This is a genomic window from Paraburkholderia sp. JPY419 (assembly GCF_050435705.1).
GTDB classification, from domain to species: Bacteria; Pseudomonadota; Gammaproteobacteria; order Burkholderiales; family Burkholderiaceae; genus Paraburkholderia; species Paraburkholderia youngii.
Map to the genome: position 1 here is coordinate 1,518,522 of NZ_JBNDKV010000002.1, position 24,094 is coordinate 1,542,615.

General features: G+C 64.8%; 21 protein-coding genes. 10 read left to right on the forward strand and 11 right to left on the reverse strand.

The genetic code is table 11. The annotated features are described in order from the left end of the window. Window positions 1-74: 74 nt before the first annotated feature. Both QFZ91_RS13070 and QFZ91_RS13075 read right to left on the reverse strand, forming a co-directional pair. The gene (locus QFZ91_RS13070) at window positions 75-578 is read right to left on the reverse strand and encodes a MarR family winged helix-turn-helix transcriptional regulator (protein ID WP_429567480.1); all 504 of its coding nucleotides are present in this window, start codon (window positions 576-578) and stop codon (window positions 75-77) included. Window positions 579-608: 30 nt separating this feature from the next. After that, window positions 609-2,204, reverse strand: a complete 1,596-nt coding sequence (locus tag QFZ91_RS13075) for an MDR family MFS transporter (RefSeq protein ID WP_176382520.1) — start codon at window positions 2,202-2,204, stop codon at window positions 609-611. A gap of 137 nt (window positions 2,205-2,341) precedes the next feature. On the opposite strand from QFZ91_RS13075, the gene QFZ91_RS13080 reads away from it, so the two are divergent. Next, complete coding sequence (locus QFZ91_RS13080; RefSeq protein ID WP_429567481.1) at window positions 2,342-3,181, forward strand: EcsC family protein; 840 nt, start codon at window positions 2,342-2,344, stop codon at window positions 3,179-3,181. Here QFZ91_RS13080 and QFZ91_RS13085 read toward each other — a convergent pair. The 3 genes from QFZ91_RS13085 to QFZ91_RS13095 form a co-directional block, all read right to left on the reverse strand. Next, complete coding sequence (locus QFZ91_RS13085) at window positions 3,148-4,116, reverse strand: alpha/beta hydrolase (RefSeq protein ID WP_429567482.1); 969 nt, start codon at window positions 4,114-4,116, stop codon at window positions 3,148-3,150. The two genes, QFZ91_RS13080 and QFZ91_RS13085, sit on opposite strands and share 34 nt — an antisense overlap. A 131-nt stretch (window positions 4,117-4,247) precedes the next feature. Further along, window positions 4,248-4,682 (reverse strand): CHRD domain-containing protein, encoded by a 435-nt coding sequence (locus QFZ91_RS13090; RefSeq protein ID WP_429567483.1) that lies wholly within the window; start codon window positions 4,680-4,682, stop codon window positions 4,248-4,250. Between the two features lie 337 nt (window positions 4,683-5,019). Further along, on the reverse strand, window positions 5,020-9,432 hold the full coding sequence (locus tag QFZ91_RS13095; protein WP_429567484.1) for an ATP-binding protein: 4,413 nt from the start codon (window positions 9,430-9,432) through the stop codon (window positions 5,020-5,022). Here QFZ91_RS13095 and QFZ91_RS13100 point away from each other — a divergent pair. Beyond that, a complete protein-coding gene (locus tag QFZ91_RS13100; RefSeq protein WP_176382518.1) occupies window positions 9,353-9,559 on the forward strand; it encodes a hypothetical protein in 207 nt (68 codons plus the stop codon). The two genes, QFZ91_RS13095 and QFZ91_RS13100, sit on opposite strands and share 80 nt — an antisense overlap. A gap of 40 nt (window positions 9,560-9,599) precedes the next feature. On the opposite strand, the gene aqpZ is transcribed toward QFZ91_RS13100, so the two are convergent. The 5 genes from aqpZ to QFZ91_RS13125 form a co-directional block, all read right to left on the reverse strand. Then, window positions 9,600-10,343 carry an aquaporin Z gene (gene aqpZ / locus QFZ91_RS13105; RefSeq protein ID WP_429567485.1) on the reverse strand — a complete coding sequence of 248 codons (744 nt, stop codon included), beginning with the start codon at window positions 10,341-10,343 and terminating at the stop codon, window positions 9,600-9,602. A 249-nt stretch (window positions 10,344-10,592) separates the two neighbouring features. Then, entirely contained in the window at window positions 10,593-11,237 is a 645-nt protein-coding gene (locus QFZ91_RS13110; protein WP_176109591.1) for a response regulator transcription factor, read from the reverse strand. Between the two features lie 108 nt (window positions 11,238-11,345). After that, window positions 11,346-12,035, reverse strand: a complete 690-nt coding sequence (locus QFZ91_RS13115; protein WP_429535295.1) for a response regulator — start codon at window positions 12,033-12,035, stop codon at window positions 11,346-11,348. Window positions 12,036-12,171: 136 nt separating this feature from the next. After that, a complete protein-coding gene (locus QFZ91_RS13120) occupies window positions 12,172-12,840 on the reverse strand; it encodes a response regulator (RefSeq protein ID WP_176382512.1) in 669 nt (222 codons plus the stop codon). A gap of 265 nt (window positions 12,841-13,105) precedes the next feature. Further along, on the reverse strand, window positions 13,106-14,437 hold the full coding sequence (locus QFZ91_RS13125; RefSeq protein ID WP_429567486.1) for an MFS transporter: 1,332 nt from the start codon (window positions 14,435-14,437) through the stop codon (window positions 13,106-13,108). 94 nt (window positions 14,438-14,531) lie between these two features. On the opposite strand from QFZ91_RS13125, the gene QFZ91_RS13130 reads away from it, so the two are divergent. The 7 genes from QFZ91_RS13130 (at window position 14,532) to QFZ91_RS13160 (ending at window position 21,246) form a co-directional block, all read left to right on the forward strand. Beyond that, on the forward strand, window positions 14,532-15,413 hold the full coding sequence (locus QFZ91_RS13130; RefSeq protein WP_429567487.1) for a LysR family transcriptional regulator: 882 nt from the start codon (window positions 14,532-14,534) through the stop codon (window positions 15,411-15,413). A 551-nt stretch (window positions 15,414-15,964) separates the two neighbouring features. After that, window positions 15,965-16,690, forward strand: coding sequence for a c-type cytochrome (locus tag QFZ91_RS13135; RefSeq protein ID WP_176109596.1), 726 nt, complete (start codon window positions 15,965-15,967; stop codon window positions 16,688-16,690). After that, the gene (locus QFZ91_RS13140; protein WP_429567488.1) at window positions 16,687-18,027 is read left to right on the forward strand and encodes a c-type cytochrome; all 1,341 of its coding nucleotides are present in this window, start codon (window positions 16,687-16,689) and stop codon (window positions 18,025-18,027) included. Before QFZ91_RS13135 ends, QFZ91_RS13140 begins: the two co-directional genes overlap by 4 nt. Before the next feature lie 52 nt (window positions 18,028-18,079). Continuing rightward, a complete protein-coding gene (locus QFZ91_RS13145) occupies window positions 18,080-18,256 on the forward strand; it encodes a hypothetical protein (protein ID WP_176382503.1) in 177 nt (58 codons plus the stop codon). Window positions 18,257-18,258: 2 nt separating this feature from the next. Then, window positions 18,259-18,831: a cytochrome C oxidase subunit II gene (locus tag QFZ91_RS13150; RefSeq protein WP_176382502.1), complete on the forward strand. Its 573-nt coding sequence runs from the start codon at window positions 18,259-18,261 to the stop codon at window positions 18,829-18,831. Further along, on the forward strand, window positions 18,818-20,443 hold the full coding sequence (locus QFZ91_RS13155; RefSeq protein ID WP_429567489.1) for a b(o/a)3-type cytochrome-c oxidase subunit 1: 1,626 nt from the start codon (window positions 18,818-18,820) through the stop codon (window positions 20,441-20,443). The genes QFZ91_RS13150 and QFZ91_RS13155 overlap by 14 nt, the downstream gene beginning before the upstream one ends. Then, the gene (locus QFZ91_RS13160) at window positions 20,440-21,246 is read left to right on the forward strand and encodes a c-type cytochrome (RefSeq protein WP_429567490.1); all 807 of its coding nucleotides are present in this window, start codon (window positions 20,440-20,442) and stop codon (window positions 21,244-21,246) included. Before QFZ91_RS13155 ends, QFZ91_RS13160 begins: the two co-directional genes overlap by 4 nt. A gap of 37 nt (window positions 21,247-21,283) precedes the next feature. Here the strand turns inward: QFZ91_RS13160 and QFZ91_RS13165 are convergent, their stop codons facing one another. Further along, the gene (locus tag QFZ91_RS13165) at window positions 21,284-22,930 is read right to left on the reverse strand and encodes a methyl-accepting chemotaxis protein (protein WP_429567491.1); all 1,647 of its coding nucleotides are present in this window, start codon (window positions 22,928-22,930) and stop codon (window positions 21,284-21,286) included. Between the two features lie 227 nt (window positions 22,931-23,157). Here QFZ91_RS13165 and QFZ91_RS13170 point away from each other — a divergent pair, with 227 nt between their 5' ends. Next, complete coding sequence (locus tag QFZ91_RS13170; RefSeq protein WP_429567492.1) at window positions 23,158-23,958, forward strand: hypothetical protein; 801 nt, start codon at window positions 23,158-23,160, stop codon at window positions 23,956-23,958. The last annotated feature ends 136 nt before the right edge of the window (window positions 23,959-24,094 follow it).

The following is a 24,094-nucleotide window of genomic DNA, read 5'->3' on the forward strand; positions in this document are numbered from 1 at the left end:
GCTTTCCGACGATAGAAAAAAGGCTGTGAGCCCAAGGGCGCACAGCCTTTTTGTCGTCGCAAGCGGAGAAAAGATCACACGCGTTGGGCCGCCTCGTCGCCGGCGGTTTCCTGGGCTGCTCCAGCGGCGCCGACCGCTGCGCCCGCATTGGCCGCCACTTCGCCGATGCGCGTCTCCAGCATTTTCAGCGCGCTCGACAACGCCGCGAGCGCCTCATCCGGCAATCCTGCCATCGTGTCGTGCAAGAACGCCTGGCGACGCGGCAGGCTCGCTTCGGTCGCGTCGCGACCTGCTTCAGTCAGGCGCACGTTGGTCACACGGTTATCGCGCGCATCCATGCTGCGGGCGATCCAGCCCAGGCTTTCGAGCGCCTTCAACTGCCGCGTCAGCGCGCCCGGATCGACGCGCAGCCGCTCGACGAGCCGCTTCTGCGACGACTCGCCGGCCTGCTCGTGCAGCGCGAGCAGAATGCGCCAGCGTGGCAGCGGATGACCCACCTGGGTCTCGAATGCCGACATGAATGCCCGATACGTGCGACCAAATTGCTGCATGACGGCGACGCGGTCCTGTTCTTCCATAATCTGCCTGTCCAACACCAAGTCAAAAAATCAGTCTGCGTGAATCACCGGCTCGAGCTTGCGCTGCAGCTTGACCGGCGGCACGCGGCGGCTTTGCCACACCGACACGACGGCGATCAGCGCGGCCATCGCGAGACCCAGATGAATCGCGCCGACCAGCGACTCGCGCGCGCTTTCGAGCAGCATCGCGCCGTTGTGGCCCGCGTGCGTCAGCTGGTAGACGAGCGTAGTCTGCGCATCGCGGTTGATCAGGATCTGGGGATCGCCCAAATCGCCGAACCAGTGCGACGCGCCCGCGCCTTCGAGCGCGCTGCGCACGCCGCTCTTGTACATATGGGTCACGAGCGTGCCGGTCAGCGCGGTGCCGATCATGCCGCCGATCATCCGCAGCGACTGCAGCAGCGCGGTCGCGATGCCGAGGTGTTCGCGGCCCGCGGTCTGCTGCGCGAAGATCGTCAGGTTCGGCATCACGAAACCGAGCCCGAGGCCGCCGACGACCATGAACGACATCAGCACCCATTGCTGCATCGATCGGGTCGCGACGACGATGCCAAGGCATGACAGCGCGACCATCGCAAAGCCGATGTACAGCATCAGGTTCGGATTCCGGATCCGCGACACGACGCGCCCGTTCGTGATGCTGCCGATCGTGATGAACACGACGAGCGGCGTGATCACGAGGCCCGCCTCTTTCGGCGACATGCCGAAGCCGCCCTGGAACAGCAGCGGTGCGTAAAACAGCAGCGAGAACATCGTGAAGCCGCCGAGCACGGCCAGCGTGAACAGCGCGGCAAGACTACGGTTGCGGAACATGTCGACGGGCAGAATCGCGGTGGGGCAACGCTTTTCCCATTTCCACAGCGTGATGGCCGACACGACGCTCAGCCCGAGCAGTGCGAACGCGCTCAGCGTGATGCCGTGCTTGGGCAGCAACTCGACGAACAGTTGCAGGGAGCCGAGCGCGATCGCGATCAACAGCGCGCCGGGCCAGTCGAGCCGCATCTTGCCTTCATGTTCGACGTGCCGCAGATGCGGCAGGAAACGCCAGACGAAAAACAGCGACAGGAGGCCTACCGGCAGATTCACGTAGAACACCGAACGCCAGCCGTAGTACTGCGTCAGAAAACCGCCGAGCGACGGCCCGACTGCATTGGCAATGCCGAACGCCGAGCTCATCAGCACCTGCCAGCGCAACCGCACGACGGAATCGGGGAACAGATCGGGAATGCACGCGAACGCGGTGCCGACCAGCATGCCGCCGCCAATGCCCTGCAAGCCGCGCGCGAGCACGAGAAACAGCATGTCGTTGGCCGCGCCGCACAGCACCGAGGCGCCGGTAAACACGACGATCGATGCGATCACGAACGGCTTGCGCCCGTAGTAATCGCCGAGCCGGCCGAAGATCGGCACGGTGATCACCGAGCTCAGCAGATACGAGGTGGCGACCCACGCGTACAGCTCGAAGCCCCGGAGCTCGGACACGATGGTGGGCAGCGCGGTGCCGACCACGGTCTGGTCGAGCGCGACCAGCATCGTGACGAAGGAGATGCCGAGCATGGCGAGCAGGGATTCGCGGAATGGTAAAACTTGCCCACTCGAATGGTGGGCGGCGGTGTGGACAGCCATTTTTGATGCAGCAAAAGTTGACGTGTCAAAAGATTGGAAATCATATCATGCTGCAACGCTCCACGCGGGACGGAATACGTCTTGCAACGCGGTAGACTCACTTGCAGTATCCACGCCATGACATGCCAGGGAGGCTCATGCAGCCGAGTTCGCTCGCAGCACCATCCTTATCGGAGCAGGACCTCGCCGCGCTGCGGCGCGCCAAACATCAGCTCGAAAGCCCCGCGCTCGCAATGAAACTCGCAAGCGTCGTCGGCGCGCCGATCGAAAAGCTGCTGTCGCGCATTCCGGCGTTCGCCAACGAAAAAGTGTCCGATGCGACGCAGGCCGCGTTGCGCAAATGTCTGTCGATCGCGCTGCGCACGCTCGGCCGGCGCGACGACGCCAGGCTGCTCGCACCCGACAAGCCGAACAACCTGCTGCACAAGTTCGCGGTCGCGACGACCGGTGCGGCCGGCGGCGCGTTTGGATTGCTCGCGCTGCCGGTCGAGCTGCCCGTCACGACCACGCTGATGTTTCGCTCCATCTGCGACATCGCGCGCAGCGAGGGCGAGGACCTGACCTCGGTCGACACGCAGCTGCAATGCCTGACCGTGCTCGGCATGGGCGGCACCTCGAGCGAGGACGACGACGCCGACCTCGGCTACTTCTTCATGCGCGGCGCGCTCGCGCAGGCGGTGTCGAAGGCGTCGTCCGAGGTGGCCAGCAAGGGCTTCACGGCCCACGGCTCGGCGGCTCTGTTGCGGCTCATCAACGCGATCGCCGCGCGCTTTTCGGTGCAGGTCAGCGAGCAGATCGCGGCCAAATCGATTCCGGCGATCGGCGCGGTGCTCGGCGCGATGGTCAATACCGTGTTTATCGATCATTTCCAGCAGGTCGCGCACGGACACTTCACCGTGCGGCGGCTCGAGCGGCAATACGGCCAGCAAACGATCGAAGCCGTCTACCGGACGCTCGACGTCACGCTCGAAGCCTGAGACCTGTTCGCGGCGCGGCTCGTCGCGCGTCGCACGAAGGCGGCCGCGCGATCGAGCGCTCGGTTCGCCTCCGGCATGAACGGCGCGAACATCGGCCACACGTGCGGCAGGTTTTTCCACACCTCGCATTCGCAATCGACGCCTGCCGCGTGCGCGTTGTCGGCGACGCGGCGCGTGTCGTCGAGCAACACCTCGGTGCTGCCCGCCTGCAGGAATAGCGGCGGCAGACCGTGCAGGTCCGCATAGACCGGCGACGCGTACGGATGGGTGGGCGACGCGTCGCCCAGATAGACCTTGGCCGCGCGCTCGATCGAGGCGCCGCAGAACATCGGATCGACGCTGTCGTTGGTGCGCAGGCTAGCGCCGGTGGTCGCCAGATCGGTCCACGGCGAGAACAGCAGACCGCCCGCGGGCATCGGCGCGCCCGCGTCGCGCAGCGCGACCAGCGTGGCGAGCGCGAGACCGCCGCCGGCCGAGTCGCCGGCGATCACGATCGAGCTGGGTGCGATGCCCATCGCGAGCAACTGGCGATAGGCGGCGGTGGCGTCGTCGAGCGCGGCCGGAAAGCGATGCTCAGGCGCGAGACGGTAGTCGAGGGAGAAGAGCCGCGCATCCGCGCGGGTCGCGAGAGCGAACGTTAGCGACCGGTGCGTGCGCGGCGAGCAGAAGTAGTAGCCGCCGCCGTGGCAATACAGCACCGTAGGCTCCGCGCCGCCGGCCGTGCCGCCGTCCACGCGCTCCAGCCATTCGCCGACGAGCGGCGCGTCGCCTGCGCGATACGTTTCGCGCAGATGCCAGCCGCGCGGCACGCGCGGCGACCATACGCGCTTCGAGGTCAGCGCGCGCGCCCGTTCGACGTTGATAAACGGTTTGAGAGTTTCGGGCCGGAACTGCCTGCGCAAATACCAGCAAGCGAGCGCGCTTTGCCAGCTCATCGGGACATGCTCCTTCGTTGAAGTCCCGTCAGGGTACGTGGGTTGGCAGGGGACCGTGGTTTGGCGGGTTCCAGGCGCGTGACGGTAATCGTGGCCGCGGCACGCGCGCCCAGCCGCCGCGAGTCCCACGCCTAGTTCGCCGGCAACACCTGCCCGCGAATTTCGCCCGTCGGATTCTGCGCAGTATGAACGTTGAAGTACCACTGCCCCGCCATCAGATCCGTGACCTGCTGCTCGGTCAGCTTCGCCGTGCCTTTGATCGGACTCGCGAGCCCATTCTTCTCGATCGGCACCTGGACCTTCGCATTCTGGCCGACCGGCGCGGGACCGTGGAAATGCGCGGCGGTGACCGGACCGCTCAAGCCCTCGTAAGTAACAGTCCACTGCAGCGATTGGGTGGACGTGTCGAAGGTCGCATTCAGCATGCCGTGCCCGTGACTCACGCGCGGCGGCACTTCGCTCGACGGCTGGAGATTCGCCGTCAGCGCAACCGTATCCGCAAATGCAGCGCTCGATGCAAGCGCCCACAACACTACGGCCAGATTAAATTTTCGCAGCGAAATCATGGTCTTCTCCGGACATTGACGCGCCGCCGCGGCGCCGTGTCGGCCGTGCGGAGTTTCCACATACTAGTGCAAATCATATGGAGTCGACTGGAATGATGGCCTGCAAAGACATAGTGCGAAATGTCTTTAGTCGATTTAATCGAAAATATAATTGCGCGTTTTGTAATAAATAAACGATGTCAATCCTGGTATGCTTCGACTCGCGAGAAGTGACTCCTTCATCGAAGGACGTCTCCAAACCTTTAACGCGGCTTCGGCCGCGTTTTTTTCGTCCGGATTTGGGTTGCCGCCGATTGAATCGCCCGTGCATTTGCGCGAGGTTACGGCGCGCCGCTCGCTACACGAGCAATCCGGCCTGCCGTTCGATCCCATCGAGCATCGCCTCGCATTGTCGAATTAGCGCATACCCCTCGTCACGCACCTGCTGCGGCGACTTCGCGGCAATGACGCGGCGATAGGCTTCGAGCGCCTGTACGAGCGGCGGATACTGCAGCACGCTCGCCGCCCCCATCACCCGGTGCTGCCACTCGTGCACCCGCTCCATGTCCGCGCGTTCGAGTAACGTCGCCAGCGCGTTGATGTCGTCGCGCATCGACGAGACGAATGAATCTAGCAACGCCCTGACCGTCGACTCGCTTCCCCATAACTGCGTCATGCGTGCGAGGTCGACGGGCACGAACGGTTCAGCACCGACAGGTTGTGTGGCCTGCCGCTCGCCGGCCGACGCAGTCGAGACGCGATCGGAAGTTTCCGCCGGCGCGGGGGGCCACTCGGCGTGAGTGCCAAACCAGCGGCTCAGGTGGTCGCGCAGCGTGGCGAGCCGGGTCGGCTTGATCAGACTGTCGTCCATGCCGGCTTCGCGGCACAGACTCAGGTCATCGGGCGCGGTATTGGCCGTGATGCCGAGTATCGGCAGATGCTGCGCGCCGCCGTGCAGTGCCTCCGCTTCGCGGATGCGACGGGTCAGTTCATAGCCGGACAGGTTTGGCATGTGGCAGTCCGTGATCAGGCAGCCATAGCTCGTGCATTCCAGCGCGGCGAGCGCTTCGGCGCCGTCGTTGGTGACGTCGCACGCGAACCCCAGCAGGGTGAGCTGATAACGGATCAACTCCTGATTGACTGGATGATCTTCCGCGACAAGAATCAGCCGCCCATTCGCGAGCGCGCGTTCGCGATCAGGCGGCGGCGCGATGCCATCGGTCGTGAACGGCGCGCCCACCACGCGCGACGGCATCGGGGCCATCGACGGCAGCCCCGTCGTCGCGGCCGCACATGCGGCGCCGAGGCCGCGCCACGAAATCGGATTGATGCTGACGTGCACCTTGTCGTCGAGGATGCGGTAACCGCTCGGCTTCGGTTTTTCGGTCAGCGTGACGATGCGCGCATTCGTGCCGATATGTGCCGGCAACGTGACGTCCTCGGCGACGAACAGCAGATCCGCGCGGCTCAGCACGTCGCTTTTGCCCAGCGTCGCCGCATCGGCCGAGAGGCTGCGCAGTTCGAGCCCGAGCGCCTTGCCGAAGTGTGCGAGGGCCCGGCCGATGCGTCGATCTCGCGTGACCACTACGCCGAGTTTGCCGCGCAGACCGTTGATCGGATAGCACTGTTCGACGATCGGCATCGTCAGCCGCACGATCATGCTCGTGCCGTGGCCGGGTTCGCTGTGCAGCGTGAGCGTGCCGTTCATCAGGTCGATCAGCTTGCGGCAGATCGTCAGCCCCAGCCCCGTGCCGCCGAAGCGCCGCGTGGTGGACGACTCAGCCTGCACGAACGGCTCGAATAGCCCCGCCTGCACATCGGATGCGATACCGATGCCGGTGTCCCGAACGGTCAGCTCCAACGTCTGCGAATCCGCGTAATCTTCGACGACCGCTACGCTGACACCCACCTCGCCCTTCGGCGTGAACTTGATTGCATTGCCGAGCAGGTTGAACAGGATCTGGCGCAGACGCACGCTGTCGCCACGGAGCGTCGCAGCGGCGTCGCTCGCGATGTCGACGCGCACTTTCAGCCCTTTTTCGTGAGCGCGCCCGGCGAGCAGGCCCACCGCGTTATCGACGAGCTCGCGGAGATCGATCGGCTCGGCTTCGAGCGTGAGCCGACCCGCCTCGATCTTCGAATAGTCGAGCAAATCATCGAGAATCTGCAGCAGCGCGCCCGCCGACTCGTGGATCATGCCGAGCATTTCGCTCTGGTCGATACTGAGCGGCGTGCGTTCGAGCACTTCGACGAGACCGAGCACGCCGTTCATCGGGGTGCGGATTTCGTGGCTCATCATCGCGAAGAAGTTGTCCTTCGCGCGCGAGGCCGCCTCGGCCAGATCGCGAGCTCGCGCGAGTTCCTCCGAACGCGCGCGCTCGACGCTCGCGTCGACCCAATAGCCGCTCCACAGGACACCGCCATCGGCATCGCGCCGCGGCACCAGCTCGGCCCGCACCCACTTGAGTTGACCGGCGCTTTCGACGCGGAACTCCATATGCACCGGAGCGGTACAGATCGCAGAACGCTCGAGCTCGGCGAGAACGAGCGGCCGATCCAGCTCCGATATGCGCTGGAAGTCGACTCGCGCCCCGCCCTGCGAATCGCTGTCGCCGAGCAGATGTCGCGCGTCGCCGCCGATGTACGGGAAGGAATAGGCACCGGCCGGCGAGCGCCGCATCTGGAACACGACGGCCGGCAACGAGCGCGTGACGTCGAACAGGCGCCGTTCGGTTTCGCGCGCGCGCATTTCGGCGCGCCGGATGTCCGTGATATCGACCATCGTGCCGAGCACGTACGCCGGCTGCCCATCGTCGCCTTCACAGACGCTCGTCCAGAAAATCCCATGCCGCGCCTCGCCAGCACCGTCCTCGAACTCCAGTTCGACTTTAGCGATGCCGCCGCCGCGCAGGACCTCGCGCGTCATGTCGTCGAGCACGCGGCTGTTTGCGTCGCCCCATGTGCCGACCTCGGCCGTCGTACGCCCGAGCACGTCCTTCCGCTCCAGCCCACACGCTTTCTCATAAGCCTCGTTGATCGCGATGTACCGTCCGTCCAGGCCTTTCGCGATGAGCGGATACGGCACCGTCTTCATCATCGTTTCCTGGAAGTTCAATTGCAGTGCGAGTTCGCGCTCGGTCTGCTTGCGCAGCCGGACTTCGCGTTGCAGCAGCACATACGCGCGCAACGTGACCAGCAGCACGACGCCGATGCCGATCAGCACCGGCAGCAACCGCACCGCAGTCACACTCCATATCGCGCTGTCCGGCGCGGCGGGGCTCACCCACTTGCGCCGGATGCGTTGCTTTTCGGCTGCCGGCATGGCCTGCAACGCGCGATCGATCAGCTTGACGAGCGGGCTCAGATCCTCGCGTACAGCAAAATATAACGAGTCGGATTCACCGAGCGAGTCGAGCACCCTGAGTGCGCCTGTGTAATGCTGCCGGATTTGCACGTTGATCGCGGCAGCGTTGCCGACCAGTACGTCGGCCTCGCCGCTCGCGACCATGCGCATCGCCTCGCCCAAGCTCGCCGCGACGACGATGTGATCGACCGGCACCGCCCCCAACGCGAGCGGCACCGAACCGGCTACGTGCGGCGACATTACGACGCGGCACGACGTGATGTCGTCGAACCAGCATGGAGTGGGCACGCCGCTGCGTCCGACGATCACGAGCGGATCGCTCTCGTATACGCGGCTATGGTCGGCGCCCACGAGAAGGGCCCCGCGACTCGATGTAGAGGACAGCATCGCGAGCTCGCCGCGCTGGAACGCGTCGATGGTGGCGGCCCAGTCGGCCGTGCGCGCGCGGTTGAACACGACACCGAGCGTGCCGCTCAGGTACTCGAGGTAATCGGCGGTCAGACCGACGGGGCGACCGGCGGCGTCAACATAGCTGAACGGGGCCCAGTCGTCGTCGAAGCCGATCTGCAGCGGCGGCAGCGAACGCAGCCAGTTCTCTTCTTCCGGCGTTAGCGCGAAGCGTGCTGCACCCGTCGCGGGCGCCGCGTTGAAGTTGCCGGACAGCCAGAGCGCGCGTATCGCGGCAGCCTCGGCGGGATTCATCGACACGAGCGCGCGGTTCAGTTGATCGCGCAAGGCAAGCTGGCGGGGCGATACCGCAAAGCGCAGGTCGAGCGCTTTGCCGCCTTGCTCGAACGCTACGCGCAGATTGCGATACGCGTCGGTCGCCAGTTCGTATTGCACGACCGGCGTGAAGCCGAAATAGGCGTCGGCATCGCCATGCAGTACCGCGTTCAGTGCTTCGTGCGTGCTCGAGAACGAGACGATCTTCGCGCGAGGAAAACCGGCGCGCAACAAACGCTCACGCGCAAAACCGCGCTCGATCGCAATACGCGCGCCGGCGAGGTCGGTGGGTTTCATATGCCGGGCATCGTCGCGACGCACGACAGCCGACGCGAACGAGTGGAAGTAGGGAGCCGTAAAGCCGAGGCAGCGCTCGCGCTGCGGCGTGCGCGCTATGCTCGTCAGCAGGTCGACCTCGCCGGCGCAAGCCGCGGCGACCAGTTTGGCCATGTCGGGAAAGCTCTTCGTCTCGATGACGACGTTCGGCCCCACGAGCGCGCGCAACAGGTCGCCGCTGACGCCAGCGAGCTGACCACCCCGCGGGATGTCGAACGGCGGCCAGCCACCTTCGAGTATGCCCACGGTCAGTTTGGAAGGAAATGCAATGGGTGACGAAGCGGAAGCATCGGCTCGTACTGTGGAGATGACGGGTGACTCTGACGCAGCGCCGGCAGGCGCGGCCATGCAGACCGCATGCGAAGCCGCCAACAGACATAACGCCAGCCAACGCATCATTGAGTGGCGCGGCGAGCGCTGCCACAGACACCGCAACAAACGCCGCAGCCCCAACGTCAGCGTCACCTCGCCTTGAGAACTCGCATCGATCGGAAGTGGTGAGTAGCGTCCCCCGCTCACGAAACGTCACTCTGTCCGTCCAATGACACCGCGGACGAATCAACTCGACCGTCCAGAAACGAAAACAGCACGCCAGCCGCGATTGCGCCGGCCAACGGCGCGGCCCAGAACAGCCACAACTGGTCCAGCGCCCAGTTGCCGACGAACACTGCCTGCGCTGTCGAACGGGCGGGATTGACCGCTCCATTGGTGACCGGAATGGACACCAGGTAGACGAGCATCAGACATGAGCCGGTGATCAACGGCGCAACCGTTGCCAACTCTTTTCGAACGACGACCACCAGGCAGGTCCCGACAAACACGAACGACAGCACGACTTCCACGACGAGCGCCGAATGCAATGGATAGTCAGCGGGCGAATGAGCGCCGAAGCCGTTCGCCGCGAATTCACTCGCGGCGAGTTCGAAACCTGGCCGGCCACTGGCGAGGTAGGCGAGAAGCGCCGCGGCGACTATCGCGCCGCCGATTTGCGCCGCGATATAGGGCAACAGGTCACGCACCGGAAAGCGCTGCGCGACGGTCAGACCGATGGTGACGGCAGGATTGAAATGCGCGCCGGAGATCTTGCCGAAAGCATAGCTGCCAGTAGCGAGTGCAAGCCCGAACGCCAACGACATCTGCAGCGCGCCACTAGCCTGCGATATGCCCGTGGTGTCCAACACCGTACTGCCGCAGCCGACGAACACGAGCCATGCCGTACCCACTCCCTCGCTCCACAATCGCTTGCCTAGCGCAACCATCTCTACCCCATCCGTCAAGTACGAGGCACAGACTCCGAACGATCGCGCGAAGATGTCTGCACCGGATTTCCTTGATCCATTGCTAATCGGATCACGAACTAGCCATAGCGGCAGTTGCGGCGCAAGGCGCGCAATGACCGGCGGCGGCCAGGATTATTAGGGGCTCCCGCAAGCCATGCCAATCAGATAAGTCTGATAAGGACTACATCAAAGCCGTCGCAAGCAAGAAAATGTGACCATCGCGCCGCCTCATATCAGCCCAATCTGAGTGGCGTAGTTGATCAGGTCAGCTTCTGTTTCCAGTCCGAGCTTGCGCATCGCGCTGCGTTTTTGCGTGCTGATGGTTTTGTCGCTACGTCGCAGACGTGTGGCGATCTCGTGCACCGCGAGGCCTCGCACATAAAGTTGAAACACCTCCCACTCGCGTGCGCTCATCGCACCGCCGCGCCGGGGTGAAGTAGGTTCCGCGGCCGCGAGTGCGGCACGAACCTGTTCCGATAGATGGGTGCCTCCGGCGGCAACGGCTTCGATCGCGTCGATCAATGCGTCCACGGCGTCGCGCTTGTCGACGATTCCCGTCACACCGATATTGCGCAACCCGGCCAACACATGCGCGCGCCCAATCATGGTCAGCACGACCACATGAGGATGCGGCGTGCGCCGAAGCAGCCGACGCAATAGCGGCACCGCGCTGGTATCTCCGTCGAGTCCCGGCATGCCGATGTCCGACACGACGACGTCGCACGCGCAGGCTTCGAGCAGCTTCGCGAGACCACGGGTGTCGGCAGCTTCGCCGACAATCTCGATATTCGGCTTGTCGCGCAGCAGCGATCGGACGCCCGCGCGAATGGAGTCGTGATCGTCCGCCACGACGACGTGAATCTTGTTTGTCATTCTGTTCCGTGATTTTTTTATGGTGTCGATCGGCATACCGCACGAAATGTGTCTCCCCGGTTATGCCGATCTATTCGCCGCGCCCATGCGCGGCAGGTTGCCGCCCGGTTAGCGGACCTGACCAAGCCGGTCTGGCACTACTCCGTACTCGACTGCGAAGCGAAACAGTTCGGCGTCGCTATTCAGCGACAGCTTGCGCATGGCCATGCACTTCTGCGCGCTGATCGTCTTCACACTACGTCCCAACCGCAGGGCGATTTCAGTAACGCAGAGCCCTGACGCGTACTGCGTAAATACCTCGAACTCGCGGCGAGACAGGGTGGCGCGCACGAAGTCGAGACGTTGCGTCAGGGTTACGTCGGCCAGCATGGCGCGCACCGCCGGACCGACATAACATTCGCGCGCCAGCGCCATGACCAGCGCCACATGGATCAGATCGATGCGATCACGCTTGCTCAGCAGCCCATCCACGCCCAGCGATATCACCTTGCGCAGCGTCGCCGCTTCCGTTTCCATTGTCAGAATGACGAGCGCCACGTTGGGATAGCGCGCCTTCAACTGCCTGACGATGTCGAACCGGTTTTCGTTGTTCCCTCCTGGCATGTAAAGATCCATCAGCACGAGATCGCAAGGACAGCGATCGACTTCGATCAACAGTTCGGCGACATCCGCCGCACGGCCAACCACCTTCAGGTTGGGATAGTTGCCAATCAGATTTTCTATAGCCAGTAGAACCAGCGGATGATCGTCCGCAATGATCGTTCGAACAGGCGTGCCTGATGCAGCCATGAGGTTCATCTTCTGGCGCTCCTCGATACTTTCATTTCTCGACACCTTGTTATGTGTGACCGGCGCTCACGCAATGGTCGAGCATTTCTTTTGCGACAAACATCAGAGCGCTCTGAAATGAACCGAACGACGGCGCGCCCGATGCCTAGTTTTCCGGTTCGAGGAGGAGCGAGCCGCAGGCGCGCACACAGGAAAAGAGCGCGGGGTCGTCGGTCACGCCCAATCGCGCCATCGCTTCACGCTTTTGCCGACTCACCGTGCGGCGATGGCAGCCGAGCGCCGCCGCGATCTGCACGATGGACTCGCCGCTCACGAGCCTGCGCACGATGTCGGTCTGCCGCTTCGACAACAGCAGGGCCGACACGAACCGACCGTTGTCCGGCTGCGAACGCTCGAGCGTTTCGACCACCGAGCGGCCCAGGCAGCGCGCGCCGCGCACACTGTCGCAGACGGCTCGCGGCAGTTCCTCGAGCGAATCGGCTTTGCCGACCACGCTGACTGCGGCATCGGCGGCGACGACGCGCAACATCGCGGCATTCGTCTGCCCGGTCACGACGACGACGCGCAATGACGGCCACTCGCCACGAATGCGCTGGATCAGGCCGAGTCCGTCGCCAATCTCGCCGGCGGGCTCCGGCATGGAAAGATCGACGACGAGCACGTCGCACGGTGTGTGTTGCAGCAACGCGATCAACGCGGTGGGCGTCTGCGCCTGACCGACGACAGTCAGACCTTCGTGCGCCTCCAGCGTCGATTTCAGGCCAAGCAGGACGAACGGATGATCGTCCGCCAGAATGATTCGAAGATTTGTCACGATTAGTCTCGCTCGTTATCGGATTGGTCGGAATGCGTGTGGGGGTGGCTGTGCAGGCGTCAGGCGTCGACCTTCGCCGCGTCAATCAAGCGACGTGCCGGAAAAGCCATCTCATCACCCTCGCAAATTCACGACAATCGGAGCGTTCCTAATCCGGTTAAATGATCGGGATAATTTATAGCTCCACCGAGCAAAATGCGCACCGTTATTCGAATCGAATCAAATCCAATTCGGAAACGCAAAGCCCGCGCTGTTCACATGTGTCTCACGCCGCATCACAGGCACGCGTCGCGCGCATCGCACGCGTCGGCGCGGCGCGCGGAAACACCGGCAACGCGAGCAACGCGCACGCGCTCGCCACGCTCCATACCAGCGGCCATGCTCCGATGGACAGCAGCGCCGGAATCGCGAGCGGCGTCACGAACAGCGTGAGGAACACGCAGGTGTTGCCCATCGCGAGCGCGGTGCCCGCTCGGCGCGTACCGGCGAGCGACGCGAGTTCGGTGAACGCGACGCCGTGCCACGCCGACGCGCTAACTCCGCCGAACACGATCATCAGCGCGAACAGCGCGACCGTCCCGGCGCGATGCATGCCGACGAGCCCGGTCGCGAGCGCGAGCAGCACGAACAGCACGGCGGTCAGCAGACTGCAGGCCCGCATATACGCGCGACGGTTGCCGCGCCGGTCGGTCCACGCGCCGCTCCAGACCCGCGCGACCGCGGCGCCGGTCTGCACCGCGGCCATCGTCACGCTGATCGCGAACACGCCGGCACGCCCGAAGTCGTGCAGGAACACCGTGCCGAACGTGATCACGGCAATCTGCGGCACGCACAGCGCGCCCGCGCCGAGCGCGACGCGCCAGATTGCGATGTCGCGCAGTGGCGAACGCATCGCCAGCGGCGCGCCGACGTTCGAAGGGTCTACGCCGCGCCCGCTGGCAGCCGCTGCGCCGGCCGTCGCAGTCACCTGCGCGGGCTCGTGAAGCCAGCGCCACGCGAACCACGCGGTGATCGCGCATGCCAACGCCAGCACCGCATAAGCGCTCGCAAAACCGAAGTGCGAGGCGAGCACCGGCAGCACCAACGCACCGAGTCCACCGCCCGCCGGCACGGCGGTTTGCCGGATGCTCATCGCGAGACCGCGCTCGCCTTCGCGAAACCACGCCATCACCGCTCGGCCGCTCGATCCGTTGACGCTGCCGCCCAGCAATCCGACCAGCAGCAGCCCGAGCGCGAGCGGAACGATGCCGGGCACCTGCGCGTCGCCCGGCGCCACGAACAGCGCGAGAGCGGCGAGCGCGGCCGCGGTCGACAGCAAGCCGAGCAGCAGCACGCGACGATCGCCCCAACGGTCGGTCAGCAGTCCCCACGGCAATTCGCTGACCGCAATGCCGAGCCCGAGCATGCCGAGCACGAGTCCGAGCCCGTGGTTGCCGAGGTGGTAGTCCGAGCGCAGGAACACTGCCGTCGTCGGAATTCCCGAAAATGCCGCCGAAAAGCTCGCATTCGCGGCAAAGCCCACGCCCAGCACCTTCCAGCGATGCCGCGCGCCGCGCTCGCCGGTGCCGCGCGACGCTGTCATAGATCCGTTTTCCATCACACCCTCCGCATGTATTCGGGGGTATGCTACGGCTGGGCATTCCATCGGAAAAGCCGGAAATTCAGATCATCGCTATCGGAAGAGCCGAATCATGAGCCAGCGTGGTTTCGACCTTGCGCAGTTGCGGACCTTCGTCGCCGTCGCCGAATCGGGCGGAGTGTCGGCGGGCGCCGAGCGCGTGTTCCTGTCACAGTCGTCGGTAAGCGAGCAGCTGAAAAAGCTCGAGGAGCGCGCCGGCCAGCCGCTCCTCGTGCGCGGCCGCCAGGGTGTGAATCCGACGCCCGCTGGCGGGCGTCTGCTCGAGCATGCGCGCCGCATCATCGCGATGAGCGAAGCGGCCTTCGACGACCTGCAAGGCCGCTCGCTTGACGGCGAGCTGCGCATCGCAATCACCGATTACTACCGCCCGCACGACATCGCGCGCATCCTCAAGACGTTTTCGGAACAGCATCCGCGGCTGAAGCTGCACGTGACGGTGCTGCCGAGCGCGGTGATCGACAGCGGCGCGGACGATCACGCGTCGTTCGACATCGGTTTGTCGGCGCGGCTCGTCATCGGCCGGTCGCGCGCACGCGGTGCCGGTGCCGCGAGCATCGTCGTGCGGCGCGAAAAGCTGCTATGGGCCAGTTGCGCCGATGCCCCCACCCGCCCCGCCACACCGTATCAACTAGTGCTGCTGCCGACAACCTGTCAGCTGCAGCGCTTCGTCGTCAAGCTGCTCGACGAACACAAGGTAGCGTACGTGGTGTCGCATTCGGCGTCGGGCGTCGCGGGGCTGCAGCTCGCTTTGAAGGCGGGGTTGGGGATTTCCTGTCTGAACGAGTCGTCGCTCGGCGGCGGCGTGGTCGCGTGCGCCGCGAACATCGGCTTGCCGCCGCTGCCCGCCATCGAGTTTCATCTGTTGCCGCGGCGTCCGGGCGAAAGCGAACTGGTCGGCAATGCACGTGATGCGCTCGTGCGACTCTTCGCATGAAGCCACGGCCGTTTGCGCAAAACGTGAAACCACACAAATAGACTCGACCCCGGCACAAATAAAATTCACAGCAAAATTTATGGATCGACATCAGCTAATCACATTAACCTGATGCATTGACATCGATAAGCCGAGGCGCAACAAAATTCACCGCGCCAAGCCGTACATCCAAGCCGGTCCGCATTATCGGAACGCCTGTTTACCTTTGTATTCTCTATTGACGCATCCAACAAATTGTTGCACGCTGCTACTGGATATAACACGCTTTTCAGCGCCTCATGCGTCGCTCGTTGGAGCCCGAAAGCCGCCGTCCTAGGCGCATCCAGCGCAGATCATTGTCGCAGATCAAAGTTTTTGCCGGACAATTGCATCATCATTGCGCTTCTGTAGTTCGCGTTCCCGAACAAGCCCGTTCCGAATAGCAGTTAATAGCAAGTCGATTAAAAGCAGCTAGTCCCGAGATGCGCCGTTTCCGGATTCATGAGTCAATCCGCACACCAGCGCCGGGTATATAAATCGAGCGATAAGAACGTTCCAAAACGAGGCCCGGTGTGTATCGCAAAACTATCGGCTCTGCGGTCCTGTTCGTGCTGTGCGCGCTTCAAGCGCTGTGGAGCGGCGCGGCGTTAGCGGCCACCGACGCGTCCGGCGCGATGCCGCCATCGATGGACCAGCGCATACGCGCTTGCACGTCGTGTCACGGCGAGCAGGGCCAGGGACGCAAAAACGACTACTTCCCGCGCATCGCCGGCAAGCCGGCCGAGTACCTGTTCAACCAGCTGATCGCGTTCCGCGACGGCGGCCGCACCTATCCGCCGATGGGTTATCTGCTCGCGTTCCTGCCCGACGACTACCTGCGTCAGATCAGCGAGTACTTCGCGGCCCTGCAGCCGCCCTATCCCGAATCCGAGCGCGCCGCCCTGTCGCCGAAGCTGCTTGCCGCCGGTGAAAAGCTCGTGACGCATGGCGACCCGGCGCGCGGCATCCCGGCGTGCATCGCCTGTCACGGCGCCCGCATGACCGGCACGCAGCCGGGCATTCCGGGCCTGCTCGGCTTGCACGCGAGCTATATCGCCGGACAGATGGGCACATGGCGCTCGGGCACCCGCCACGCGCTCGCGCCGGACTGCATGCGCACGATCGCGCTCAAGCTGAACGACAACGACATCGCCGCGGTATCGAACTGGCTCGCGCGCCAGCCGCGTCCCGCCGATCCCCGGCCCGCACCGGCATCCGCCGAGCGGCTGCCCCTCGCTTGCGGGAGCCAACCGCAATGAAGCCGACACTCCGCCCGTCCGGTTGGCTGCGCCCGGCAAGCATGGCTAGCGTCCTTGCAACCGGCAGCTTCGCGCTCGCGTTAATGGTCCATGGACCACTCGCGACGCCGGCGCATGCCGCGACCGCCGCGCCCCAAGGCGCGGAAGCAACTGCCACGGCTGGAACCAGTTACGACACTCGCCCTGAGATCGTCAGACGCGGCGAATACCTTGCGCGCGCGGGCGACTGCATTGCGTGCCACACCGCGCCGCGGGGCCGGCTGTTCGCCGGCGGGCTCGCGATGGAAACGCCGTTCGGCACGCTGTACTCGCCGAACATCACGCCGGACCCGCAGTACGGCATCGGCACGTGGAGCGAGGAAGCGTTCTTCAAGATGATGCGCACCGGCCGCAAGCCGGACGGCGCGCCGATCTATCCGGCAATGCCGGTCGCCCAGTACACGAAGGTCACGCGCGAGGACTCGAACGCGATCTTCGCGTTCCTGAAGACCGTCGAGCCGGTGCGTCAGCCGAATCACCCGCACACGCTGCGCTTCCCGTTCAATCAGCGCGATCTGCTGTACGGCTGGCGCACGCTGTATTTCCACGAGGGTGAGTTCAAGACCGACCCGACCAAATCGGTCGAATGGAATCGTGGCGCGTATCTGGTCGAGGGGCTCGGGCACTGCACGATGTGCCACACGCGCATCAACATGCTGGGCGGTTCGTCGCCGCGCGAGCAGTTCGCGGGCGGGCTGATTCCGGTGCAGAACTGGTACGCGCCGTCGCTCACTTCGGACAAGGACGGCGGCCTCGGCGACTGGAGCATCCAGGACATCGTCGATCTGCTGCAGGCGGGCATCTCCAATCGCGGCGCAGTCTACGGCCCGATGGCCGAGGTCACCTATCACAGCCTGCAGCATCTGAGCGAGGAAGACATCCGCGCGATGGCCGTCTATCTGAAGTCGCTGCCCGACCAGGGCGGCCGCAAGACCGGTCCGAGCGCGACGCCGAACCCGAAGGTGTTCGCGCTCGGCAAGCAGATCTATGCGGACAAGTGCGCGATCTGCCACGGCGACAACGGCGAAGGACAGCTGCCGCACTACCCGCCGCTCGCGGGCAACCAGTCGATCGAAATGGACTCGGCGGTCAATCCGATCCGCATCGTGCTGAACGGCGGCTTCCCGCCGGGCACCAAACGCAATCCGCAGCCATTCGGCATGCCGCCGTTCGGCCAGGAGCTGAACGACGCCGAAGCGGCCGCCGTCGTCACGTTCATCCGCACCGCGTGGGGCAATCACGGGCTGCCGGTGACGGCCCGCGAGGTCAACGAGCTGCGCAAGGCACCGCTGCATTGAGTTGCCGTCCCGAAAGGGCCACACCGAAGCGCCGCATAGGAGAACCATCGACATGAAAGCGAACGCTCCCCCCAGCGCCGCTCCCCCGACCGACGACGAAGTCGAACACGTCGTCGCGTCCGGTCCGCGCGGCGCGATCGCGCTGGCCGGCGTCGCCGCCGTCATCGTGATGCTGATCTGGTTCGCCTTCTACTTTTTCGCGTTTCTGCCGCGCGGCATCATCCACTGACCATGTCGACCGACTCCTCTCATCAACCCGGTAGCGGCCATGCGGTCGCATTGCGCGCCGAGCGGCGCTGGGCGATCTTCGCGGTCGCGCTGATCGTGCTGATGCTCGCCGTGATCGTGTTCGTGGGCGTGCATTGGTCGATGATGCCGCCGTCGCGCGTCGAGACGATCGATCCGTCGCGCCTGCAGCTATCCGGCGAATTCGCCGAAGACAACCTCGGCAGCGCGGTGCAGCCGGACGGCTCGGTGATCGTGCGCTTCGTCGCGCAGCAGTACTCGTTCACGCCGCAATGTCTGCTGGTGCCCGCCGATACGCCGATCACGATCCGCACCACCAGCGCCGACGTCGTGCACGGCCTGCTCGTCACCGACACCAACATCAACACGATGGTCGTGCCCGGCTACGTCGCGACGCTGAACACGCAGTTCGACCATCCCGCCGATCACGCGATGCCGTGCCACGAGTTCTGCGGCTTCGGCCATCAGACCATGTGGGCGCACGTGAAGGTGATCGACAAAGCCGCCTTCTTGGAGCAGGCACGACAATCACGGAGACTGAGCTGTGTTCCACGCTAAGCGACTCGTACTCGCGCATTTCTGGCTCGCCTTCATCACGTTCGCGATCGCGCTATGCCTCGGCGCATGGCAGATGCTGGTGCGCAGTCCCCTGTTGCCGTGGGTCGGTGATCCTGAGCTGTACTACCGTTCGGTCACCGCGCACGGCACCGTGATGGCCTACGTGATGCCGACGCTGGTCGCGATGGCCTTCGGCTACGCGATCGTCGAACTCTCGCTCGGGCAGCGCCTCGTCGGCCTCAAATGGGCGTGGGCCGCGCTCATCATGCTGCTCGTCGGCGCGGTGATGGCGATGGTGCCGGTCGCGCTCGGCCGCGCCTCGGTGCTCTACACGTTCTATCCGCCGATGGTCGGCAGTCCGTTCTACTACCTCGGCGTCGTGCTCGTAGTGGTCGGCTCGTGGATCTGGGTCGCGCTGATGCACGTGAACCTGCGCATCTGGAAGCGTGCGAACCCGGGCAAGCCCGTGCCGCTCGCGATGTTCGCGAACGTCGCGGGCGCGTACCTGTGGGCCTGGACCGCGGTCGGCGCGGCGCTCGAGATCCTGTTCCAGATCCTGCCGGTCGCGCTAGGCTTCGCCCATACGATCGACGCCGGCCTCGCCCGCGTGCTGTTCTCGTGGACGCTGCACGCGATCGTCTACTTCTGGCTGTTTCCGGCTTACATCGCGTTCTACACGCTGGTGCCACGCTCGATCGGCGGACGGCTCTACAGCGACTCGATGGCGCGGGTGTCGTTCATCCTGTTCCTCGTGTTCGCGATGCCGATCGGCATCCATCACCTGTTCGTCGATCCGCAAGTCGGCGCTGGCTTCAAGTTCGTGCATGCGGTGTTCACCGGCATGGTGTCGGTGCCGACGCTGCTGACCGTGTTCACGATCTGCGCGTCGGTGGAAATCGCCGGCCGGCTGCGCGGCGGCAAGGGCGCGCTCGGCTGGCTGACCGCGTTGCCGTGGAGCAACCCGATCATGCTGGCGGTCGCGTTCTCGTTCGTGATGCTCGGCTTCGGCGGCGCGGGCGGCCTCATCAACATGAGCTATCAGCTGAACTCGACCGTGCACAACACGCAGTGGGTGACCGGCCACTTCCACCTGATTTTCGGCGGCGCGATCGTCATCATGTACTTCGTGATCGCGTACGAACTGTGGCCGCAACTGACCGGCCGCGCGATCGTGTCGGTGAAACTGATGCGTACGCAATTGTGGCTGTGGTTCATCGGCATGATGGTGGTCACGATACCGTGGCATTGGGTCGGCCTGCTCGGCGCGCCGCGCCGCATGGCCTATTACGACTACGCGATGCCCGGCGTGCAGGGACAGGGCGTGTGGGTCGTCATGTCGGCGGTGGGCGGCCTGATCCTGCTGGTGTCCGGCCTGCAGTTCGTCTATATCCTCGCGAAATCGCAGTTCGGCCCCGTGGAAGAACCGCCGGCGTTCCGCTTCGCGGTCGCGGCGCACCCGGTCGAGCGCGTGCCGGTCGCGCTCAACGGCTTCGGCCTGTGGGTCGCGCTGATGATCGGGCTCACGGTCGTCAACTACAGCTTCCCGATCGTCCAGTTGCTCAGACTGCCGCAGACTTCGGTGCCGGCAGTCGTCGTCGGAGCGCCGCGATGAATGAAGAACGCCTGTTCACCCTGCGCAATCCGTGGTTCGTGTGGAGCGTCGGCGGCACGGTTGCGATCGCGATCGTCGCGATCCTGATCGGCTTCGTATGGCTGCCGTCGGCTAGCAGCGCATTCGGCGACCTCAGCCTGTGGGCGAGGATTTGCGGCGCCGCCGGCGTGCCGTCGAGCTGGTACAGCGGCAACGAGAAGAGCCAGGTGCCGAGCGACGTCGTCGTATTGCCGCCTTCGGGCGCGAACCACCCGTTGGCGGATTCGATCGGCCGCGGCGCGACGCTTGCTAATCAGCACTGCTCGATGTGCCACGGCGTGCTCGCTACCGTGCAGGTCACCGCGCCGCCGCTAGCCGGACAGTACGCCGACGCGATCTACAAGGAACTGCGCGACTTTCAGAACGGCCAGCGGCCAAGCGCGGTGATGCAGGAGATCATCGCGGGACGCAGCGACCAGGATCTGCACGATCTGGCCGCCTACTACGCGTCGCTCCCGCTCGCTCCGGCGGCCGAGAAAACCCGGGCCGGCGAAGGACCCGATCCGATTGCTGTCAGGCTCGTGATGCAGGGCGATCCGCAACGAAATATCGCGCCGTGCGCGGCGTGTCATGGACAGCTAGACCGCAAAGGCGCGGCACCGTGGCTCGGCGGACTGTCGGCGGCCTATCTGACCGCGCAGTTGCAAGCGTTCGCTTCGGGCGCTCGGCACAACGACATCAACGAGCAGATGCGCCATGTCGCGCGGCAGATGACGCCCGAGGAAATGGACGCCGTGTCGAGGTATTACGCGGCCATGCAGTAGTGGGAAGGTGCGCGGTGACGCAGCGCAACGGCTCGCGTCACGCCGCCACAAACTCGCTATCCAGGCTCCGCGCGCCGACACCGCCCGCGCGCTTCGTGCCCGGCGCCGCAACACCGCCGCGCGACTCGCTGCCGGTCCGGAACACCGCCACTGCCGCCGACAGGCGCCGTGCCTGATCTTCCAGCGAACTCGCCGCCGCGGCCGCCTGCTCGACGAGTGCCGCGTTCTGCTGGGTGACCTCGTCCATCTGACCGACCGCGCGATTGACCTGATCGATGCCGGTGCTCTGTTCGAGCGCTGCCGCCGCGATCTCGTTCATGATCGAACTGACGCGCGCGATCGCGCCGACGATGTCGTTCATCGTCGTGCCCGAGCGTTCGACGAGCTGCGAGCCCTGCTCCACACGCGCGGTCGACGCATCGATCAAGCCCTTGATCTCCTTGGCCGCCGCCGCGCTGCGCTGGGCGAGCGAGCGCACTTCGCTCGCGACGACCGCGAAGCCGCGTCCCTGCTCGCCGGCGCGCGCCGCCTCGACCGCGGCGTTCAGCGCGAGGATGTTGGTCTGGAACGCGATCCCCTCGATCACACCGACGATATCGGCAATCCGCCGCGAATCGTCGACGATGCCGTGCATCGTGCCGACCACCTGCTCGGTCAACTCGCCGCCCTGCGCGGCCAGCGTCGAGGCGCCCTGCGCGAGCGTGCTCGCCTGCTTCGCGTTGTCGGCCGTCTGCTTGACCGTCGAGGTCAGCTCTTCGATGCTGGCGGCCGTTTCCTCGAGCGCCGCGGCCTGCTCCTCGGTACGTTGCGACAGATCGGCGTTGCCCGCTGCGATCTCGCTGACGCCGGTATCGATCGATTCGGTGCCTTGACGAACCGCGTTGACGGTCGCGATCAGCGACTCCTGCATCTTGCGCAGCGCGGCCGCGAGACGACCCATTTCGTTGCCGCCGAGCACTTCGACGCGGCCGCTCAGGTCGCCGTTGGCGATGCGCTGGAACTGCGCGATCGTCGCATCGACCGGCGCGACGATCGCGCGCACGAGCACGAAGCGGGCGAGCAAGCCGCCGACCAGCGACAGCGCAATGCCGATCGTCACCGCGGTGCAGATCGCGTAGAACAGCTCCTGCGCATCCTTATAGCGCTGTGCGCCATGATCGAGCTGCAACTGCTCGAGCGCGAGCATGGCCTTCTCGTACGCGCTGTACAGCGACGGCAGCTTATGCGCCTGCAATTGCTGGAAGGCGTTGGTGTCGGCCGACTTCAGCGCGGCGAGCGTCGGATCGACGCCATCGCGCAGAAACGCGTCGCGCTTTTGCTGCATGTCGGCGATCAGATGCTGCTCATCGGCATCCGTGCCCGCATGGCTCAAATAGTGGGCAAGCCGCTCGTCGGAGGCTTTGCGGTACTGATCGAAGCGCTTGAGCACCGCGCTCGCGCCGTCCTGGTCGTTGAGCGCGACGAGCGACGCGTAGGTCGCAAGCGCCAGACGCAGGCGCAGCAGCTGGCCGGAGCTGCCTTCGAGGTCGGCGACGGCGGGCGTGTCGACCGTGTACATCTGCTGCAGCGACGCGTTCGACGAGCGCAGCGACAACAATCCCGCAGCCGCGCCGAGCAGCAGCACGATGCCGAAGAACACGATCATCAGAGTGAGGCTGGTGCGAATCGACAGCTTTTTCAACATCGGACTGGTCTCCTTGGGCTGCCCGGCCGATGGTTCCGTATCGTTGACGATAGCTGCATGGCCACGCAGGCTGCGCCCACGCCGTTCGGCCCGGTCCGCAACTTGTCTGAAAATTAAGCAAACAGCACATTGAGGACAACGGCGTATCGGTCGAAAACTTTATGGTTGATCGCTCGCCCCGCTTGCGTTACATCAATGAAGTCTCGAAGCCCGCCCGGAGCGCGCCCATGTCGGAAATCGGTTCGGCCGTACTCGTGTTCGCGCTGTTGCTGGTCGCCACCGGCCTCGGCGTCGGGGTGCGGCCGCTACTGCCGGAGGAGCACAAGGCGCACGAGACCGTACAGCTCGTGCAGCTCGTGATCGGCATGCTGGTGACGTTCGCCGCGCTGGTGCTGGGTTTGATGACGGCATCGGCGAAATCGAGCTTCGATACGGCGTCGAACGATATGCGCACCTATGCGGCCGAGCTGATCGAATTCGACACGACGCTGCGCGAGCTCGGCAGCGTGGCCGACGAGTCGCGGCGCCTGTTGCGCCAGTACACAGCGGCGGCGATCGCGTCGACGTGGCCGCGCGAGCCCGCGCCGAGCGGCGACTACCCGCGCGATCTTGGTTCGCCCGACAATTCGCAGCAACTCGAAAACGTCCGTCTGGGCGACATGCTGACCACGGTGGGGAGGCAGTTGCGACAACTGCGCACGCAGGATGCGTTGCAGCAACGCGCGCTCGATGACGCGTTGATTCAGTACCGGCGCGTCATCGACGCGCGCTGGAAGATCATCGAGGAAGCGCACAGCTCGATTTCGCAGCCGTTCTTCTGGACGCTGACGTTCTGGCTAGGCGTGATTTTTCTGAGCTTCGGGTTGATCGCGCCGCGCAATGCGTTGGCGCTGGTGACGATCACGCTGGGAGCGGTGTCGATTGCTTCGGCGGTTTATGTGATCGTCGATCTGGATACGCCGTTCACCGGGCCGATCGTGATTTCGAGTCTGCCGTTGCGGCACACGTTGGAGCATTTGAGCAGGTGACTTTCGGCGGGCAGGCAGGCTCCGTGCGCGCGTGTAACGTAAAAAATGCCGGCAAACAGAAGGCCCGCTTTCTTCACAGAAAGCGGGCCTTTCTCGTTGTGTCGATCAGCGGGACGCTGGTCGGGTCGGCATTGAG

Coding starts and splice junctions, on each gene's coding strand:
- QFZ91_RS13070 (WP_429567480.1), bottom strand. CDS start 578: ATGGAAGAACAGGACCGCGTCGCCGTCATGCAGCAATTTGGTCGCACG.
- QFZ91_RS13075 (WP_176382520.1), bottom strand. CDS start 2,204: ATGGCTGTCCACACCGCCGCCCACCATTCGAGTGGGCAAGTTTTACCA.
- QFZ91_RS13080 (WP_429567481.1), top strand. CDS start 2,342: ATGCAGCCGAGTTCGCTCGCAGCACCATCCTTATCGGAGCAGGACCTC.
- QFZ91_RS13085 (WP_429567482.1), bottom strand. CDS start 4,116: ATGAGCTGGCAAAGCGCGCTCGCTTGCTGGTATTTGCGCAGGCAGTTC.
- QFZ91_RS13090 (WP_429567483.1), bottom strand. CDS start 4,682: ATGATTTCGCTGCGAAAATTTAATCTGGCCGTAGTGTTGTGGGCGCTT.
- QFZ91_RS13100 (WP_176382518.1), top strand. CDS start 9,353: ATGGGTGACGAAGCGGAAGCATCGGCTCGTACTGTGGAGATGACGGGT.
- QFZ91_RS13095 (WP_429567484.1), bottom strand. CDS start 9,432: ATGGCCGCGCCTGCCGGCGCTGCGTCAGAGTCACCCGTCATCTCCACA.
- aqpZ (WP_429567485.1), bottom strand. CDS start 10,343: ATGGTTGCGCTAGGCAAGCGATTGTGGAGCGAGGGAGTGGGTACGGCA.
- QFZ91_RS13110 (WP_176109591.1), bottom strand. CDS start 11,237: ATGACAAACAAGATTCACGTCGTCGTGGCGGACGATCACGACTCCATT.
- QFZ91_RS13115 (WP_429535295.1), bottom strand. CDS start 12,035: ATGAACCTCATGGCTGCATCAGGCACGCCTGTTCGAACGATCATTGCG.
- QFZ91_RS13125 (WP_429567486.1), bottom strand. CDS start 14,437: ATGGAAAACGGATCTATGACAGCGTCGCGCGGCACCGGCGAGCGCGGC.
- QFZ91_RS13130 (WP_429567487.1), top strand. CDS start 14,532: ATGAGCCAGCGTGGTTTCGACCTTGCGCAGTTGCGGACCTTCGTCGCC.
- QFZ91_RS13140 (WP_429567488.1), top strand. CDS start 16,687: ATGAAGCCGACACTCCGCCCGTCCGGTTGGCTGCGCCCGGCAAGCATG.
- QFZ91_RS13145 (WP_176382503.1), top strand. CDS start 18,080: ATGAAAGCGAACGCTCCCCCCAGCGCCGCTCCCCCGACCGACGACGAA.
- QFZ91_RS13150 (WP_176382502.1), top strand. CDS start 18,259: ATGTCGACCGACTCCTCTCATCAACCCGGTAGCGGCCATGCGGTCGCA.
- QFZ91_RS13160 (WP_429567490.1), top strand. CDS start 20,440: ATGAATGAAGAACGCCTGTTCACCCTGCGCAATCCGTGGTTCGTGTGG.
- QFZ91_RS13165 (WP_429567491.1), bottom strand. CDS start 22,930: ATGTTGAAAAAGCTGTCGATTCGCACCAGCCTCACTCTGATGATCGTG.
- QFZ91_RS13170 (WP_429567492.1), top strand. CDS start 23,158: ATGTCGGAAATCGGTTCGGCCGTACTCGTGTTCGCGCTGTTGCTGGTC.